The sequence below is a fragment of the Treponema vincentii F0403 genome (genome assembly GCF_000412995.1).
GTDB classification, from domain to species: domain Bacteria; phylum Spirochaetota; class Spirochaetia; order Treponematales; family Treponemataceae; genus Treponema; species Treponema vincentii.
The window spans coordinates 791502-807338 of the sequence record NZ_KE332512.1 but is presented as its reverse complement, the minus strand read 5'-3'; the positions used below and the strand labels follow the sequence as shown (position 1 = coordinate 807338).

Annotated in this window: 14 protein-coding genes; 8 read left to right on the top strand and 6 right to left on the bottom strand. The window is 48.0% G+C overall.

All coding sequences use genetic code 11. The features are described 5' to 3' along the window. Position 1 precedes the first annotated feature (1 nt). Positions 2–967 carry an RluA family pseudouridine synthase gene (locus tag HMPREF1222_RS03620; RefSeq protein ID WP_016518248.1) on the top strand — a complete coding sequence of 322 codons (966 nt, stop codon included), beginning with the start codon at positions 2–4 and terminating at the stop codon, positions 965–967. Positions 968–1292: 325 nt separating this feature from the next. After that, entirely contained in the window at positions 1293–2264 is a 972-nt protein-coding gene (locus tag HMPREF1222_RS03615; RefSeq protein ID WP_016518247.1) for a pseudouridine synthase, read from the top strand. Here HMPREF1222_RS03615 and HMPREF1222_RS03610 read toward each other — a convergent pair. The 6 genes from HMPREF1222_RS03610 to HMPREF1222_RS03585 form a co-directional block, all read right to left on the bottom strand. Further along, positions 2182–3696 carry a bifunctional folylpolyglutamate synthase/dihydrofolate synthase gene (locus HMPREF1222_RS03610; protein WP_155997563.1) on the bottom strand — a complete coding sequence of 505 codons (1515 nt, stop codon included), beginning with the start codon at positions 3694–3696 and terminating at the stop codon, positions 2182–2184. The two genes, HMPREF1222_RS03615 and HMPREF1222_RS03610, sit on opposite strands and share 83 nt — an antisense overlap. Beyond that, on the bottom strand, positions 3693–5363 hold the full coding sequence (locus tag HMPREF1222_RS03605) for a diphosphate--fructose-6-phosphate 1-phosphotransferase (RefSeq protein ID WP_016518245.1): 1671 nt from the start codon (positions 5361–5363) through the stop codon (positions 3693–3695). The genes HMPREF1222_RS03610 and HMPREF1222_RS03605 overlap by 4 nt, the downstream gene beginning before the upstream one ends. A gap of 25 nt (positions 5364–5388) precedes the next feature. Continuing rightward, entirely contained in the window at positions 5389–5922 is a 534-nt protein-coding gene (locus tag HMPREF1222_RS03600) for an O-acetyl-ADP-ribose deacetylase (RefSeq protein WP_016518244.1), read from the bottom strand. Between the two features lie 120 nt (positions 5923–6042). Continuing rightward, positions 6043–6831 (bottom strand): FecR family protein, encoded by a 789-nt coding sequence (locus HMPREF1222_RS03595; protein ID WP_016518243.1) that lies wholly within the window; start codon positions 6829–6831, stop codon positions 6043–6045. Between the two features lie 23 nt (positions 6832–6854). Further along, positions 6855–8054: a hypothetical protein gene (locus tag HMPREF1222_RS03590; RefSeq protein WP_016518242.1), complete on the bottom strand. Its 1200-nt coding sequence runs from the start codon at positions 8052–8054 to the stop codon at positions 6855–6857. Next, positions 8051–8509, bottom strand: coding sequence for a hypothetical protein (locus HMPREF1222_RS03585; RefSeq protein ID WP_006189913.1), 459 nt, complete (start codon positions 8507–8509; stop codon positions 8051–8053). Before HMPREF1222_RS03585 ends, HMPREF1222_RS03590 begins: the two co-directional genes overlap by 4 nt. 107 nt (positions 8510–8616) lie before the next feature. On the opposite strand from HMPREF1222_RS03585, the gene HMPREF1222_RS03580 reads away from it, so the two are divergent. From HMPREF1222_RS03580 to HMPREF1222_RS03555, 6 genes are all read left to right on the top strand, one after another. After that, a complete protein-coding gene (locus HMPREF1222_RS03580) occupies positions 8617–11325 on the top strand; it encodes a CHASE2 domain-containing protein (RefSeq protein WP_016518241.1) in 2709 nt (902 codons plus the stop codon). Between the two features lie 61 nt (positions 11326–11386). Further along, on the top strand, positions 11387–12382 hold the full coding sequence (locus HMPREF1222_RS03575; protein ID WP_016518240.1) for a 2-hydroxyacid dehydrogenase: 996 nt from the start codon (positions 11387–11389) through the stop codon (positions 12380–12382). Positions 12383–12491: 109 nt separating this feature from the next. Next, on the top strand, positions 12492–13700 hold the full coding sequence (gltS, locus tag HMPREF1222_RS03570; protein ID WP_016518239.1) for a sodium/glutamate symporter: 1209 nt from the start codon (positions 12492–12494) through the stop codon (positions 13698–13700). Positions 13701–13880: 180 nt separating this feature from the next. Then, positions 13881–14192 carry an OadG family transporter subunit gene (locus tag HMPREF1222_RS03565; RefSeq protein ID WP_016518238.1) on the top strand — a complete coding sequence of 104 codons (312 nt, stop codon included), beginning with the start codon at positions 13881–13883 and terminating at the stop codon, positions 14190–14192. Between the two features lie 22 nt (positions 14193–14214). Further along, complete coding sequence (locus HMPREF1222_RS03560) at positions 14215–14619, top strand: biotin/lipoyl-containing protein (RefSeq protein ID WP_016518237.1); 405 nt, start codon at positions 14215–14217, stop codon at positions 14617–14619. Positions 14620–14629: 10 nt separating this feature from the next. Next, complete coding sequence (locus HMPREF1222_RS03555; protein WP_016518236.1) at positions 14630–15772, top strand: sodium ion-translocating decarboxylase subunit beta; 1143 nt, start codon at positions 14630–14632, stop codon at positions 15770–15772. Positions 15773–15837: the final 65 nt, after the last annotated feature.

The window sequence follows — 15837 nt, the reverse complement described above, 5'->3', positions numbered from 1 at the left end:
TATGACTGAAATATTTGAGTTTAAAGTGCCGGACGGTACCGGCAAGCTGCGGCTCGATGCGTTTTGCAGCAGCGTTCTTCCCAATATGACCCGTTCACGGCTTAAAACAGGGATGCAATCCGTGGAGCTCAACGGGCGGCAGGCAAAACTTTCAAGCAGTGTGCAAGCGGGCGACCGCATCAAATTGATGTGGAACAATCCCAGCCCCGATTTTCTTATTCCCGAACACATTCCGCTTCAAATCCTTTACGAGGATAACGATGTCATTGCAGTAAACAAACGGGTTGGTATGGTAACGCATCCTGCGGCGGGCAATTGGACGGGAACGCTGGTACAGGCGCTGGCGTATTACCGCTTGCACACTTCGCCTATTCATGATGAGTTTGCCGGCCTCCTCGAAGCGGAGCAGGGGAGGGGGAACTTTGAGGATCTGCTGCGTGCGGGTATCGTGCACCGGCTTGATAAGGATACTTCCGGTGTACTGATTACCGCCCGTTCTGCCGCAGCGGAGGCTTTTTTAAAAGATGAGTTTAAGATGCGGCGCACGGAAAAATATTATGCGGCTATTTTAAACGGGGTGCCGGAAAAACGTACCGGTGTTATTGAAACTTCGGTGTTCCGCGATGAGCATAGCCGTATCCGCTTCGCCGCCTCGGCCGATCTTGCTAAGGGAAAATATGCCCGCTCCCGCTATAAGGTACTGCGGGTGTACGGGCGGTATGCGCTCGTGCTTTTTAAAATCGACACCGGCAGAACTCATCAAATTAGATTACACGCGCGTTTTATCGGCTGCCCAATTGTCGGTGATCCGCTGTACGGGAAAAAAGAGGCGGAGTGGAAACCGTACGGGATGATGCTCCATGCGTACCGGCTCTGCGTTGCGCTTCCTTCAACACGGGAAAAAACGGTTTTCACCGCCCCGCTGCCTCGGAGATTCCAGACCGTCCTGCACCTCCTACAGATGTAACAAAGTAATGACTAAGGTATCCGCATCAGAAAGATTTTAATCGATTGCCTTCCTTTTGCACGAAATTTTATTTAAAATTTCGTGCATTTTATCTTAAAAAAGGCAATCACACCAGATAATGTAGAAAAAATCGCAGAATAAATAGACTGTGAGACCATTTGAGCCATCTTCAACCGTTGTACATCCGTGTACAACAGTTGAAGGCGAGTTTTGTGCGAGCACAAAACATCGCTGCTGTATGGATACACTGCCATCCTTGGCAGTTCTGGTTGTATTCTGCGGGGATATCCCACAAAATGTCTGATGAGGTTGCCGTGGAGGCTGTATGAAAAAATTTATGGAAATGTTTCTCGCGGCGAATGCCGATTATAATAGGACGGAACCCTGTGTGATACGGGAAACCGCTCGTTGGGCGGTTGTGTATAAGCCGCCGTATCTGCCTACTGCGCCGCTCCGTACGGACGAACGGCAGACGCTGGTGTATTGGTTTTTGCACAGAGCTGAGGCAGGGGCAACCGACCAAGCCGATGATACGCAGGGACCGTCCGCCGAATACGGACAGTGCATTCAAGAAATGCAGACCGGCAATAAACCTAAAATACCGGCGGCTGGGCAGCACAGCCGGGAAGGGCAGGTGTGCGGTAAAAAGGCGATTGAGGCGGGTCTGCTGCACCGGCTCGATACGGATACGCGGGGGCTCGTGCTTTTTGCAAAAGATCAGGCGGTATATGATTTTCTTGCAGCCCGGCAGGAAGCGGGGCAGATAATAAAAACCTATTGCGCTTTTGTAGAACCGTGCCTGCCCGGTGCGGCCGTTAACCGGATAGCTGCAGTGGAAAGTCAGTTTAGGAATTTCGGCCCCGGCGCAAAGAAAGTTGCTCCGGTTTTTCCCAGCTCTCGGCATTATAAAAAAGACGGGCGGCTCTACACAACGGTCATAGAAGCGGTTGAAGAACTGCGGCTTCCGGCTGAAAAATTGCGGCAGCCGGATGATATGCCGCCGTCTTCGGCTGATAGGCCGTCCCCTGTTGATGTTTCAGCTTCCGCTCCGATTAGGGTACGCTGCCGCCTTTCCCGCGGCTACCGCCATCAGGTGCGCGCTCATCTGGCCTCTATCGGATTGCCCATTGTGGGAGACCCTCTTTATGCGCCGCAGAGGACGGAGCCCGCGTACGGGGCGGAAAACAGAGGTGTGAGTTTGCAGCTCTACGCGGTTAAGCTTGAGTTTCCCGATCCTGAAAACCCTCGGCGGAATATATGCGTTGCGCTTCCGCCGCCAGATAAAATGAACCCGTAATCAAAAGCGGCCGGTTTTCGGCATAGCTTTGGTGAAAGGCCTGTTTTAGTACCTCATTAAAGTCTCCGCTCACTGTCATTACAACGTCTTTCTCATCTTTGAAAACCTGCGTAAATGCGCCGGCGGTTTTTTCCAAATTGCCTTTTTTGAATGAGCCCGGGATAGTTAAATAGAGACGAGCAATTTTGCCGAGGAATATCGGCGCAAAACCGGCAGGGTCTTTGTCGGCTGCACAGGCAAATACCAGTATGGGTTTGGCATTACTCGATGCACCGGCTACGGATAGCGTACCGGAATGTGCAGGTGAAGGAGCTTCACGGATTACCGTGCGGCCGGAATACGCGGACGAGGAGCCGGAGCCGAGGAGAGAAAAAAAGGTGTCCGCACATGCCTGTATGCTGTTATGCGTGTGCGCACCGTCGATTACAATCAAAGGCTTGGTGCTTAAAAGCTGGAAGCGCGCGGGGAGCCATGCCTTTGAAAGCCCTCGTTCGATCAGTGCTTCCGGCGCGTCGGGAAAGCGGTACTTAAAGGCGGCGGCGGCGAGCGCTGCGTTCTCCGCCTGCACGGGTGTAAAAAGCGGCAGCACGGTGCGCAGCGGGCGTTTAAAGAGCGCTCCTACCGGATGGTCGGTGGAAAAGCGGACGGTAACTTCGCGGCCGTGCGGCGTCAGTCTGTGTTCAATTGTTTCGATAAGATCGGGGAGATAAAAAAATGGGGCGTTAAGTGCCGCCGCCCGCTCCTTAAATACTTCAAGTGCGGAGACCTGCTGCCGTGAACAAAAAACGGGAATACCCCCTTTAATGATGCCCGCTTTTTCCGCCGCGATAAGCGGTATGGTATGGCCGAGATACTCGCAGTGCTCCAACTCGATGGGTGTCAGCACGGTCAGTTCCGGCCGCACGATATTGGTAGCGTCGAGCCGCCCTCCCATGCCGGTCTCAAACACCGCCCAGTCGAGCTTTTCCTGCCGGAACAGCACAAAGGCGGTAAGCGTTACCAATTCAAACCAGCTCGGCTGCGGCTCTTCTTCTTTATCGATATGCGGCGTGGCTCCCTGCCGTACTGAACGGAACGCTTCAAGATAGGCTGAATCGCTGAAAAAACGGCCGTTTTCCGTTATCCGCTCGCGGAAATCGTTTACATGGGGAGACGTGTAGAGGCCTGTCTTAGAGCCCGCTTCGGTAAGCAAGGCAGAAAGCATCGCCGCAACGGAGCCTTTTCCCTTTGAACCGGCTATATGTACACACTTATACGCGGTCTGCGGGTTTGAAAACAGCGCGGCATAGTATCCGATAACCTCCAGTGAAAAGGTTTTTTTATGCGGCCGTTTTTCAAAGTTGATAAACCCGTCCAGCCATCGGTAAAAATCGTTGAGATTTTCGCAAGGCTCCGCAGATTCTGGATTGCTCGTAAATGGCCGGTTCATCATGGATGTATCCGCTCTTCATGCTCCAAAAGTAATGTTTTAGAGAGAATGTCGCATAATTCAGACGGCCCGAAATACTGAATAGGGCCGGGGAAAATATAAGCGGTTTCGACAGCCCATTGTTCCCGCTGTGCTGCAAAGGTTTTAAACGGCTTGCCGTTCAAATCAATAACCGTCTTTTTGATAACCGGCTGCTTCTTTCCCGAGCGCAGCTCCATATCCATCAGTTTGGTCAGCGGAATACCGCAGGGTTTCCATTCGGCGGGCGGGGCGGTAAGGTTATACACCGATGCCAGATAGCCTGTTAGGCCGTTTGCAATCAGCACGAAGATTGTCCTGCCGAGCGCATAGCAGTAGTCGGTATCGAAGTTTGAAGGGAATTCCGCCCGTCCTTCATATCCGAAAAAGTGAGCCTGTGCGCTGAACTTTCCCGTATAGGTTCCCTCTTTTTTCAGTTCGGCAAGCCGTTTGGTTACCAAGCCTATTAGCAGATGCTCCGTTTCTATCCGCGACACTTGCAGGTTCCCGTGCGGGTCGCGATCCGTTAAAAACTCCGCCGCGATGTCTTCCGGCATAGAGGCGAACAAGGCCGCCGATTCGGGGCTGATATGCTGCGCTACCCACGCTTTTTGTTGTTTAAAGGTTTCAAGCGTGTTAAATGTATCGGCGTGCTGCGCCATCGCCTCATTGAGTTCTTTGATCAGCTGTTTCATCTCGGGGATAAATTCGATAACGCCTTCGGGAATAAGCACGACGCCGAAGTTCTCTTTGCGCACTGCACGCTTTACCACCGCGTCGGCGATGATGTCGGTAATCTGCTGTAAGGTCATCTTTTTTTCGGCAACTTCTTCGGAAATCAGGCAGATGTTCGGCTGAGTACGGAGCGCACATTCCAGAGCGATATGGCTGGCAAAGCGCCCCATCAGTTTGATAAAGTGCCAGTATTTTTTTGCGGAGTTTGCATCGCGGGCAATGTTGCCGATGAGGTCGGCATATATCTTGGTAGCCGTGTCAAATCCGAAAGAGGTTTCTACCATATCGTATTTTAAATCGCCGTCGATGGTCTTAGGAACGCCGATAATCTGCGTTGCAATGCCCTGTTGCACAAAGTATTCCGACAGCACAGCCGCATTCGTGTTTGAATCGTCGCCGCCGATGATAACCACCGCATCAAGCTCCATCCGTTTTACCGTTTCTACAGCTCCGGCAATTTGTTCGGGTGTTTCGATTTTTGCACGTCCCGAACCGATCATATCGAAGCCGCCGGTGTTCCGGTATTTTTCGATAATTGCTCCGGTTATTTCGATTGCCCTTCCGATGACCAACCCTTCCGGCCCGCCTAAAAAGCCGAAGAGCTTGGAATTGGGGTTTGCTTTTTGTAAACCGTCGTATAAACCTGCGATAACGTTATGTCCGCCCGGTGCTTGTCCGCCCGATAAAATCGTTCCTACCCGGAGTGGCTTTTTATCGATATGAGCCGTCCCTTTGACAAAATGAACAACCGGCTTACCGTATATGTGGGGAAAAAGAGGCTGTATTTCCTCTGTATTTGCAATGGAAGCGGTCTCTTGCTCCTTTTGCATTGCAATGGATTCAATCGGTTCATCGAGGATAGCGGGAAATCGCGGTATATATGCATACCGTGCCTTGTGTAATTGTGATACGGTCATAATACGCCTCTTTATTGTGTCATCTCTAAAAGCTAACTGAGTTTTTAGAGGGCTCCATCTTTCCTAATAACGTACGGTATAGTCCTTCGGTCTGCTTATTAAAACAGACATGGTAGACGATCATATCCGCCTTTGTTTTTGTTAAATATGTATAAACGGTAGAAAGAGCGATTGCCGCCGCCTCTTTCATGGGATAACCGTATACCCCTGCGCTGATACAGGGGAATGCAATTGTTTTGCAGTGGAAGTCTGAGGCGAGGATGAGTGAATTGCGGTAGCAGCTTGCCAACAGCTCCGGTTCCCCGTGCTTGCCGTCTTGGTATATCGGCCCGGGCGTATGGATAACATATTCTGCAGGGAGATTGTAGCCGCGTGTGATTTTTGCTTGCCCTGTTTTACAGCCATTGAGTGCACGGCATTCTTCCAATAATTCGGGGCCGGCAGCACGGTGAATTGCTCCGTCGACACCTCCGCCGCCGAGCAACGAGGTATTTGCCGCATTAACGATTGCATCTACTTTAAGTACGGTTATATCTGCACAGATGATTTTGATGTCCATAACTTCCTATAATATTTTTCAAACACAACCTATCTTTTGAATTAAAGAGCTTCCCTAAGGAACCGGCAGCCTGTCATCTATCGGGAGATAAGACGGCTGCCGGATATAATATCGGGACGGTTAATCTTCCCATCCTACGCTGATTGTTACGTCGCGGGTCTTAGGTTCTTCAGGTTTCGGCGGCTCAGGGTTATCAGGTGTAGGAGGATTCGGTTCTACAGGATCCGGCTTCAGGTCGGGACGCGTTACATCACTGGTAGTAGATGTAGTGTCGATGACAGAGCTATTTGCCGCTGAAGTATTCGAGGCCGATTCCCGGATGTCTGAGATAGCCGACGACGAAGCTGAGGCGGTTGTAACAGCAATGGGAGCTGTTACCGTACCCGTTTGGCTCAAAGTGCTGAATTGACCCCCTCCGACGGATTGAGGAATTCCTACGCCGGATTCCGCTTCAAGCTGTACCGTTCCGTGATCTACAACGAGGTTTTGCCCGTCAAATTCAAAACCCGTACCGCGGACGGAAGCGGTTGCCGTGGGGCTTTTCACTTTAAATTCCGCTTTTTCGCCTTCAGGCGGTGTAACTTCAGCCTTAACCCGTCCTGCCATCAAAAACATCTGGGTTTTGGTTGTCCCTTCGGATTTTACCAGTTCTTCAAGCGATAAGCGGGTAACGGGTTTTACCGTCAGTGTCGCCGCTTCCATTTTAAGAATAGCGGTGCTCTTAAAACCGGTCGAGATAGAAGAACCTGCCGGTAAAACGTCGCCTGTTTTTGCAGTTTTCCAATCTTTTCCGGGAAGTTTACATTCAACCTTCCCTGCAACTTCCATGATTGTTGCCGTAAGATCCGATGCCGCAGCTAAAGAAATGCCTGCTATGCAGAGTATTAAAATTCCAAAGTATTTTTTCATACTAAACCTCCTAAAACACCGTATTATAGCCTTACGGTAAATGCCAGTTCCGTCATCCAGCGTACATTATACGCTGTGGTAAATTTCGGATTCGGGACAAAGATGCCGCCTGTAAACGCTGCGCTAAAATCATCATAGAAGTGATACGATACTTTTGCCGATAATTCGGAACCGATATAAGCGGGAGCTTTTACGGTATTCGGCGAAGCCAGCGCTATGTATGATACATCCGTTAAAAGCGCCCGGATAGGCCGGACACTTGCCGTGAGCCCTGCCGTAAGCATATTGCTGAATCTGCTTATCGCTCCGTCGGCAACGACCGTTTGTTTTAGGCTCGTAACCGGTATAAACGAGCGCATCGATCCGGCGCCGTCATAGTCTCCTGCAGCCCAATCGAGCTTACCGGTTAAAGTAAAGTAGCGCCAGTCAGGATTGAAATATTGCACGGAAAGCCCCGATGCGAGGGAGTAGAAAAACTGTGTATCCTCGCCGAATTGAACGGCCGCCCAGTATTTCCAGTTGAAATTCCGGTTTATTCTTCCGTGAATGTACGGTATAAAGTATTGCGTATGGGTTCTTCCGGTTTCTTTGAGTAAATCGAATTGTGCCAGCATATCAAGGCCGAATGTATGCGAAGGAATTATCTCTTGGAAAGCGGCTGATAACAACAGAAATAACCGCTGCGGCGCCAGTATTTTCCCCTTATCGGCCATTCGGTTTGTATCATCTTGGTCTATTCTTATTTTTGCATCGTTTTTATACGTTAAACCCGTATAGCCGAGCGCAAAAGCAAGGTCGGTATGTTTTATGGTAAGGCCTGCCCGTGCTCCGTCAAATAAACCGCTTAAAATTTTATTTGAGTACTCATTGAACAAAGTACGGCCGATTGCCCATTGAAAGCCGATCGTATTAAAGGCTGTGTGGCCGGACCAATCGGTTCTTTTAAGCCTGAATGATTGAGCGAGCGGCAGCAGCTGTGCCGTCCCATTAGGGCTAATGGGAAAAAAACCGGAAAACCGTGCTTCGCCGGAAATATATATTGAAGAAAAGCCTCCTACGGGAAATTTAATAAATGCTTCCGCTTCATTCGCTTGCGAAATGTTAAAAGCCTTATCCGTGCCGTTTAATCCGGTGGTATCGGAAAAATTTACACCGAATTCCAAAGCGGCAGCCTGCATTACGATACCACCTGCCACTATAAGAAGGAATACTATACGTTTCATTGTTCACCTCCTTGTACTGCATCGATGCGGCCGAGCATTTGCAGCATTGCCGATCCTGCCAAGGGAGCATCGGGATCACTGTTAGCTTGAATTACCCCAAGGTACCGCAGATCGCGATATGCATACCGCGGACACGGGTAGATGCGGTACATCATGCCCCCTTTTACGTTGAATGCCTTCATCAATAAAAAAGCATAAGTTTTGGCGGAGATGGCCTCTTCTGCCGTAACCGAATCCGGTATTAAGTTTTGGTTTTCGTTTTTGAAGCGGTCAAAGGCTGTGTTAAAATCAAGCTCGTCAGAGCTATCATTCAACGCCGTCTGTATCAGATATGCAGCCTGTCCGAAGGTCGCTTGTTCGGTCTCCAAAATTTTGTCAACTCTTTCAGCCGATTGGCCGAACGATGCTGCAGCAGTAAGAAAAACCGCAACAGTTATTCCGATAATCCGTTTCATTTTTTCCTCCTTTATAAAATTTATGATATAAAATTTATAAAATTTTAAAACAGCCCATTGTATAACTCACGTACATATCATACTATAGATTTAATAGGGAGTAAAGAGTGAAGAAAAAAATATCTTGGCCTTCGATTGTTATACCGTGTATTATCGGATTACTGTGTGCAGGAGCTTATCTGTTTCCATTTTGGATAGGGGTTGAAAATCGACTGTATGATTTCTTTTTAGGCTTAAAGTCTGATGTTAAAGAAGATTCTTCTATTGTGCTGTTGGACATCGACGATGTTTCCATCGAAAAGGTCGGGCTCTATCCGTGGCCCCGTAATACCATTGCGAAAGGTTTGGAAACCCTGACGCAGCTCGGTGCGGAATATGCGGTATTCGATATTGAATATATCGATAAAAGCCCGATGAGCGTAGATTTTACCTATTTAAACGGTGCTTTAAAGTCCGAGTTTGCCGCCTCTTTTGAAGAGATCGGTGCTAATGTGCAGGATATTTTTGCGGCGCTTGCCAATAATCAAATTACCCTGCCGGAGGCAGGAATATACGGGAGCGAATTGGTAGATTTAATCGATCAATCGCGCGACACTCTCTACCGGCATACAAAGCAGGTTGCGATCGAGAATGACAGTTATTTGGGACAGGCAATGCGGCTGTTCGGTTCGTCGTTTATTACGGTTAATATGCAGGATGATCCTCCGAGCGATGGTTCAGAAGATTTATATGCCATTGCGAAAGAGCGGTTTGTCTATCCTAAGCTGAAAGTGAATGCCCCCTTATCGGACGGTCGGCACAGCGCTTTAGTACCGATACCGGAAATCAGCCGTATGGCGGCGGGGGCGGGGTTTACCAATGTGCATATCGACAGCGACGGTGTGAGGCGGCGTATCCGGTTGACAGATAATATCGGCGACACGGTGTTTATGCAGCTTGCCTTTTCTCCGTTGCTGAAGAAACTGAGGTCTCCCGAAGTTGTCATCGATAAAAACCTCGTTACGTTGATCGGTGCCGTGTATGACGGTAAAGAAGAAAATATTTCAATACCGCTTGATTCAAGCGGTATGATGTTGATTCGATGGCCGAAAAAAAACTATCAAAACAGCTTTACTCATGTTCCTTTCTATCTGCTGATCGATTATGCCGAAAGCGGAGAAAAAACGGCAAGCAGTTTACGCCTGTTGCGGGCTAATCAGGGCTGGAATCTCGGTCCCGGATATGCGCCGATAGACACGTGTATGCAGCTGTGGGTAGAAAGCGAAGAACTGCGCCGTACCGCCCTTGAATCGGGGAGTACGCAGGATAAAGAGGCATGGCTTACTTCGGTGCAGGCTTATTGGGATACGGTAAAAAACTTTTTGGAAACGGACTACGGTACATCGATAGCCTTGTTGTTCGACGAGGCAAAACAGGCGGGAAATCCCGAAGATGCGGAACTCTACGATCAGGTAAAGGCCGATTTTGAAACGCTGTATGCAAACGCCGCCACATCGTATAACCGGCATACGGAGCTTGAAACGGCGCTTGCCGGTAAACTTAAAGACTCTTTTTGCATCATCGGATGGTCAAGCACCGGCACGACCGATATCGGCGTTAACCCCTTTCACAGCGAATATGTGAATGTCGGTACGCACGCTGCGGTCGCCAATACTATTTTGCAGCGTGATTTCTTACAGCAAGCGCCGGTTTGGGTGTCGGCTCTGCTCGCGATTGCGTTTTCTTTCGGTATTATTGTGGTTATCCGCCGGTTCAGCACCCTTGTTCAGATTATTGCAGGAGTTGTGCTGTCCCTCGTCGTGCTGATGGTGAATCAACTCATATTCCACTTTACCGGTATTTATATCTTTATTATCTCACCGGTGCTGGCACTCTTCGTATCGTTCTTAACCTATTCGATGGTGTCGTTCATCATCAGTGAGCGCGAAAAGAGCTTTCTCCGCAAAGCATTCGGCACATACCTTTCCGGCGATGTTATCAATGAGATGATAGAAGATCCTTCTATGCTGAAGCTCGGCGGACAGAAAAAATGGATTACCGCAATGTTTACCGATGTTAAGGGCTTTTCCACAATAAGTGAAGCGCTCGATGCCGAACAACTGGTTAAGCTGCTGAATATCTATCTTTCCGGTATGAGTGATATTATTTTAGAGCAGCGCGGCACTATCGATAAGTATGAAGGGGACGCCATTATATCGTTCTTCGGCGCTCCGGTAGATTATAAAGAACATGCCCGCCTCGCCTGTCATGCCGCAGTGCTGATGCACCGTAAAGAGGTTGAACTGAACGAACTTTTTATGCGTGAAGGGATGAGTCCTAATCCGCTTTTAACCCGTATCGGGATTAACACCGGCGATATGGTTGTCGGGAACATGGGTACCGAACGGAAGATGGACTATACGATTATGGGTAACGCCGTCAACCTTGCCGCCCGTCTGGAAGGTGTAAACAAGCAGTACGGTTCATGGCTGTTAATCTCCGATATGACGAGAAACGAAATCGGCGACGAATTTATTACCCGCCGCTTCGACCGTGTGCGCGTTGTCGGTATCAATACGCCGGTGCAGTTATGGGAGCTGGTTGAGTTGAAGGAGGCTGTCGATTCGGCAACGCTCGACTTTTTACAGCGGTTTGAGGAAGCCCATTGCGTGTTCGATAAGCGGGATTGGAAGGAAGCGCTCAAGCTTTTTAAAGCGCTGTCCGAAGAGCGCCCCGACGACGGCCCCTCCGCTGCCTATCTGCGCAAATGCGAAAACTTTATGCAAAAGCCTCCGGCCGACAATTGGGACGGCGTATTCAGCCTTACGCAAAAATAAATTTTTCTTGACAACGCGGTAGAGGCATTGTAAGATTAAAGAATGTAGGAGGTGCTATAACATGAAGATTATTTTTTACGGCGTGCGCGATGTCGAGCGGCCTATCTTTGAAGCAGTAAATAAGAAATTCGGGTATGAAATGACGCTAATTCCCGAATATCTAACCGATGAAGCTACTGCAAGGAAAGCCGCCGGACATGACGTTGTCGTATTACGCGGAAACTGCTTTGCGACAAAAGAGCGGCTGGACATTTATAAAGAGCTCGGTGTTAAATATGTAATGACCAGAACGGTCGGTGTTAATCATATTGATATACCGTATGCAAAAGAGCTGGGTTTTAAAACCGCGTATGTACCGTTTTATTCTCCGAATGCGATTGCGGAATTGGCGTTAACCTTAGCAATGACACTGCTGAGAAACGTTACCTATACCGGTAACAAGACAAAAGATAAGAACTTTATTGTCGATAAGCAGATGTTCTCACGTGAAGTACGGAATTGCACGGTCGGCGTACTCGGTTTGGGACGAATTGGTATGACAGCGGCTAAACTGTTTAAAGGTTTAGGCGCCAATGTCATCGGTTTTGATATTTTCCCGAAAACCGGTGTAGAAGACATCGTAACGCAGATGTCGATGGATGAAGTACTGGCAAAATCCGATATTATTACGCTCCATGCTCCGTATATCAAAGAAAACGGTAAGATTATCACCAAAGAAGCAATCGCGAAGATGAAGGATAACGTTATTCTTATTAATACGGGACGAGGAGAACTTGTCGATACCGATGCATTGGTCGAGGCGCTGGAAAGCGGAAAAATCTATGCTGCGGGTATCGATACCTTGGACAACGAGGTTGAAATCTTCTTTAAAGATTTTAAAGGTAAGACTTTGCCTGTTCCCGCATTCGAAAAATTGATCAATATGTATCCTAAGGTTATTATTACGCCGCATATAGGTTCTTATACCGATGAGGCTGCCTTAAATATGATCGAAACAACCTTTGATAACATAAAAGAATATGTCGAAACGGGAGACTGTAAGAACAAAATTCAGTAATGTGCTGTATAGCATAGTTATAAAGAACATCTAAAAGCTTCGGTTTTTTAGATGTTCTGCTTGATATTTAATCTACAGTAAATGCATCTGTATGAGGAGGTAATGAAAGATGTTTACATTTACGTTTGATATGTATCTAACGTTGGGGCTTGCTATTATACTGTACCTGTTGGGAAGCGGTATTAAAGCAAAAGTCGGGCTTTTGCAGAAGTACTACATTCCTGCGCCGGTTATCGGAGGAACACTGTTCTCGATTATAATGTTGATAGGCCATAATATGGGACTATTTACATTTACTTTTGACGGGAACTTAAAGAATTTCTTCATGGTTGTGTTCTTTACCAGCGTCGGATTCTTAGCAAGTGTTTCCGCATTGAAAAAGGGCGGTATCGCCACCCTGCTGTTCTTAGCAGCAGCTGCTGTTCTTTGTGTTGTACAGGATGGTATCGGTGTTGCATTAGCGAAGGTGTTCGGACTTAACCCCGGTATCGGTTTGGCAGCAGGTTCTATCCCGCTGACCGGCGGACATGGAACGTCGGGCGCTTTCGGTCCTTATTTGGAAGAACGGGGCGTTTCAGGCGCTACGGTTGTCGCAATCGCTTCGGCAACCTACGGTTTGGTTGCAGGGTGTTTAATCGGCGGGCCGATTGCAAAACGCCTTATGGAAAAGAATAAGCTGGTATGCAAAGAGGGAAATGCAAAAGATGCTCAACAGAAAGCGGAAAACGAAGAGACTCTCGCTCAAAAAGCTACGATGACCGAGAAATCCTTCTTTAAAGCAGCCTGTATGATCGGTATTTCAATGGGTGTCGGCGGCCTTATCACTCCGCTTATTAAAAAAGCAGGATTGTCTTTACCCGCATATCTTATTCCGATGCTTATTGCCGCTATTATGCGTAACGTTGTCGACTCAACTTCAAACAAAACTCCTATCGATGAAATTGGGATTATCGGAAGTGTATGTCTTTCCTTCTTCTTGGCTATCGCATTGATGTCGATGAAGTTGTGGGAATTGGCAGACTTGGCGATTCCGCTTATCGTAATCCTGTTAGTACAGACCGTTGTTATGGGATTGTTTGCCTATTTCGTAACCTTCAATATTATGGGACGGGACTACGATGCTGCTGTTATTGCAACCGGACACTGTGGCTTCGGTATGGGGGCTACCCCGAACGCGATCGCAAACATGGAAGCGTTCACTTCAGTAAACGGTTTCTCGACAAAGGCTTTTTTGGCTATTCCGCTCGTAGGTTCACTGTTTATCGATTTTGTTAATGCGTTTATCATTCAGACCTTTACCAGTATTTTTGTCGGGTAGTTTTGAAGAGAACGCATCTATTCTATGAGGGATTTTTTTAAGATTTAATCAAACTTTTAAAGATACCCTGGAACACTTAAAAAGTGCTTTGCTGTCTCGACAGTAAAGCACTTTTTTATTATGATAAGGCTATTATACAGGATGCTTTTTCAAGCTATTTATTCCTTATAGGAGGTATGAATGATTACAACAGAGTACATAAGCTTTGTTACAAGCTTGTTGTCATCTCTGCTTGGGCTTGGCATTGTGTTTTTATCTCTAATCTTCTTAGCGATTTATGTTATGATCGTTTCGAAAGTTATTTCAGGCTTAGAGAAAAAATTACCTGCTAAACCTCAAGCAGCCCCTGCAACAGCGGCATCTACAGCCGTAAATACGAAGCCTGCAGCGGGTGCCGAAGCGGTAAAAGTTGCGGTTATTGCTGCTGCGATCAGCGAAGAAAGGCGCGAGCCTTTAAATTCATTCGTAATTACGAATATTAAGAAACTATAAACCACATAAAGGAGTGTTTAGTATGAACTATGTAGTCACTGTGAATGGTGAAAGATATGAAGTTGAAGTAGAAAGAGTCGGCGGCGCATCGTCTTCCCTGTCAAGACGGCCGCCTGAGCGGGTATCCCGCCCTGTCCAAGCTGCTCCTGCAGCACAGCCTGCTGCCCCTGCGGCTCCCCAGCCTGCGGCACCGGCTCCTGCATCATCAGGTGCCGGCAATTCCATCGTAAGCCCGATGCCCGGTACTGTTCTTGATGTTAAAGTAAAGGAAGGCGATTCCGTTTCCGTAAATCAGGTGGTGGTTATATTGGAAGCCATGAAGATGGAAACCGAAATTGTGTCCGAATTTGCCGGTACGGTATCCGCAGTGCGAGTTAAAAAAGGAGATGCCGTCGATACGGATACGGTATTGGTAGAGCTTAAATAAGGGGCGCCGCATGGAATTTATTAAGATTATAGGAACGATGATGCAGCAATCAGGCTTTGCTGCGTTGACATGGCAGCAGCTTGTGATGTTTGTCATCTCGTTCGTTTTAATTTATTTAGCAATCGTCAAACAGTTTGAACCGTTGCTGCTGTTGCCGATTGCTTTCGGTATGTTTTTGACGAATTTACCGTTAGCGGATTTGATGAAGGAAGCGGATCCTTGGTATGCATCCGGTGTACTTCGGATTATCTATAGCGGTATTAAAAGTAATCTGTTCCCATGTCTGATATTCATGGGAATAGGCGCCATGACTGATTTCGGACCGCTTATTGCCAATCCGATCAGTTTATTGCTTGGCGCGGCGGCTCAGTTCGGTATCTATATCACCTTTATGGCTGCAAGCGCTTTACCGATCTTTACGGCTAAGCAAGCCGCCGCCATTGCCATCATCGGTGGAGCTGATGGTCCTACGTCTATTTATATTGCAAATAACTTGGCTCCCGAACTGCTGGCACCTATCGCCGTTGCAGCGTATTCGTATATGGCTTTAATTCCGTTGATTCAGCCGCCGATTATGAAGTTGTTAACCACCAAAAAAGAACGGGCTGTTAAGATGAAGCAGCTACGGAAGGTGAGCAAGACCGAAAAAATTGTATTCCCAATCGGAACTGTTTTATTTACTGCGCTGTTGCTGCCGTCGGTTGCTCCGTTGCTCGGTATGCTGATGTTGGGCAATATCTTTAGAGAGTCCGGTGTCGTACAGCGCTTGTCCGATACGGCGCAAAACGCTTTGATTAACATTGTTACGATCATGCTCGGTGTTACGGTCGGCGCTACCGCTAATGGAGAATTGTTCCTACGGGTGCAAACGATTAGCATTATCTTTATGGGATTGTTTGCGTTCTGTATGTCTACCGTCGGCGGTATCTTACTCGGAAAACTCTTGTATGTTGTTACCGGCGGAAAAATCAACCCGTTAATCGGATCTGCCGGCGTTTCTGCGGTACCGATGGCTGCACGCGTTTCGCAGACGGTTGGGGCGTCCGAAAATCCGACGAACTTTCTGTTGATGCACGCAATGGGGCCGAATGTGGCCGGTGTTATCGGATCGGCGGTTGCAGCCGGTTATTTTATGCTGATTTTTGGCAAGTAATAAAGAGGAGGGAATACCGATGTTATCGGCATTCCCTCCTTGTATGATAGAACGTATTGCTGAAG

What these genes read in the sequence shown, in the direction of transcription:
- HMPREF1222_RS03610 (WP_155997563.1), bottom strand. Translation starts at nt 3,696, where the DNA reads ATGATGAACCGGCCATTTACGAGCAATCCAGAATCTGCGGAGCCTTGC.
- HMPREF1222_RS03575 (WP_016518240.1), top strand. Translation starts at nt 11,387, where the DNA reads ATGAAGATTATTTTTTACGGCGTGCGCGATGTCGAGCGGCCTATCTTT.
- HMPREF1222_RS03555 (WP_016518236.1), top strand. Translation starts at nt 14,630, where the DNA reads ATGGAATTTATTAAGATTATAGGAACGATGATGCAGCAATCAGGCTTT.
- HMPREF1222_RS03590 (WP_016518242.1), bottom strand. Translation starts at nt 8,054, where the DNA reads ATGAAACGTATAGTATTCCTTCTTATAGTGGCAGGTGGTATCGTAATG.
- HMPREF1222_RS03620 (WP_016518248.1), top strand. Translation starts at nt 2, where the DNA reads ATGACTGAAATATTTGAGTTTAAAGTGCCGGACGGTACCGGCAAGCTG.
- HMPREF1222_RS03585 (WP_006189913.1), bottom strand. Translation starts at nt 8,509, where the DNA reads ATGAAACGGATTATCGGAATAACTGTTGCGGTTTTTCTTACTGCTGCA.
- HMPREF1222_RS03560 (WP_016518237.1), top strand. Translation starts at nt 14,215, where the DNA reads ATGAACTATGTAGTCACTGTGAATGGTGAAAGATATGAAGTTGAAGTA.
- HMPREF1222_RS03595 (WP_016518243.1), bottom strand. Translation starts at nt 6,831, where the DNA reads ATGAAAAAATACTTTGGAATTTTAATACTCTGCATAGCAGGCATTTCT.
- HMPREF1222_RS03615 (WP_016518247.1), top strand. Translation starts at nt 1,293, where the DNA reads ATGAAAAAATTTATGGAAATGTTTCTCGCGGCGAATGCCGATTATAAT.
- gltS (WP_016518239.1), top strand. Translation starts at nt 12,492, where the DNA reads ATGTTTACATTTACGTTTGATATGTATCTAACGTTGGGGCTTGCTATT.
- HMPREF1222_RS03600 (WP_016518244.1), bottom strand. Translation starts at nt 5,922, where the DNA reads ATGGACATCAAAATCATCTGTGCAGATATAACCGTACTTAAAGTAGAT.
- HMPREF1222_RS03565 (WP_016518238.1), top strand. Translation starts at nt 13,881, where the DNA reads ATGATTACAACAGAGTACATAAGCTTTGTTACAAGCTTGTTGTCATCT.
- HMPREF1222_RS03605 (WP_016518245.1), bottom strand. Translation starts at nt 5,363, where the DNA reads ATGACCGTATCACAATTACACAAGGCACGGTATGCATATATACCGCGA.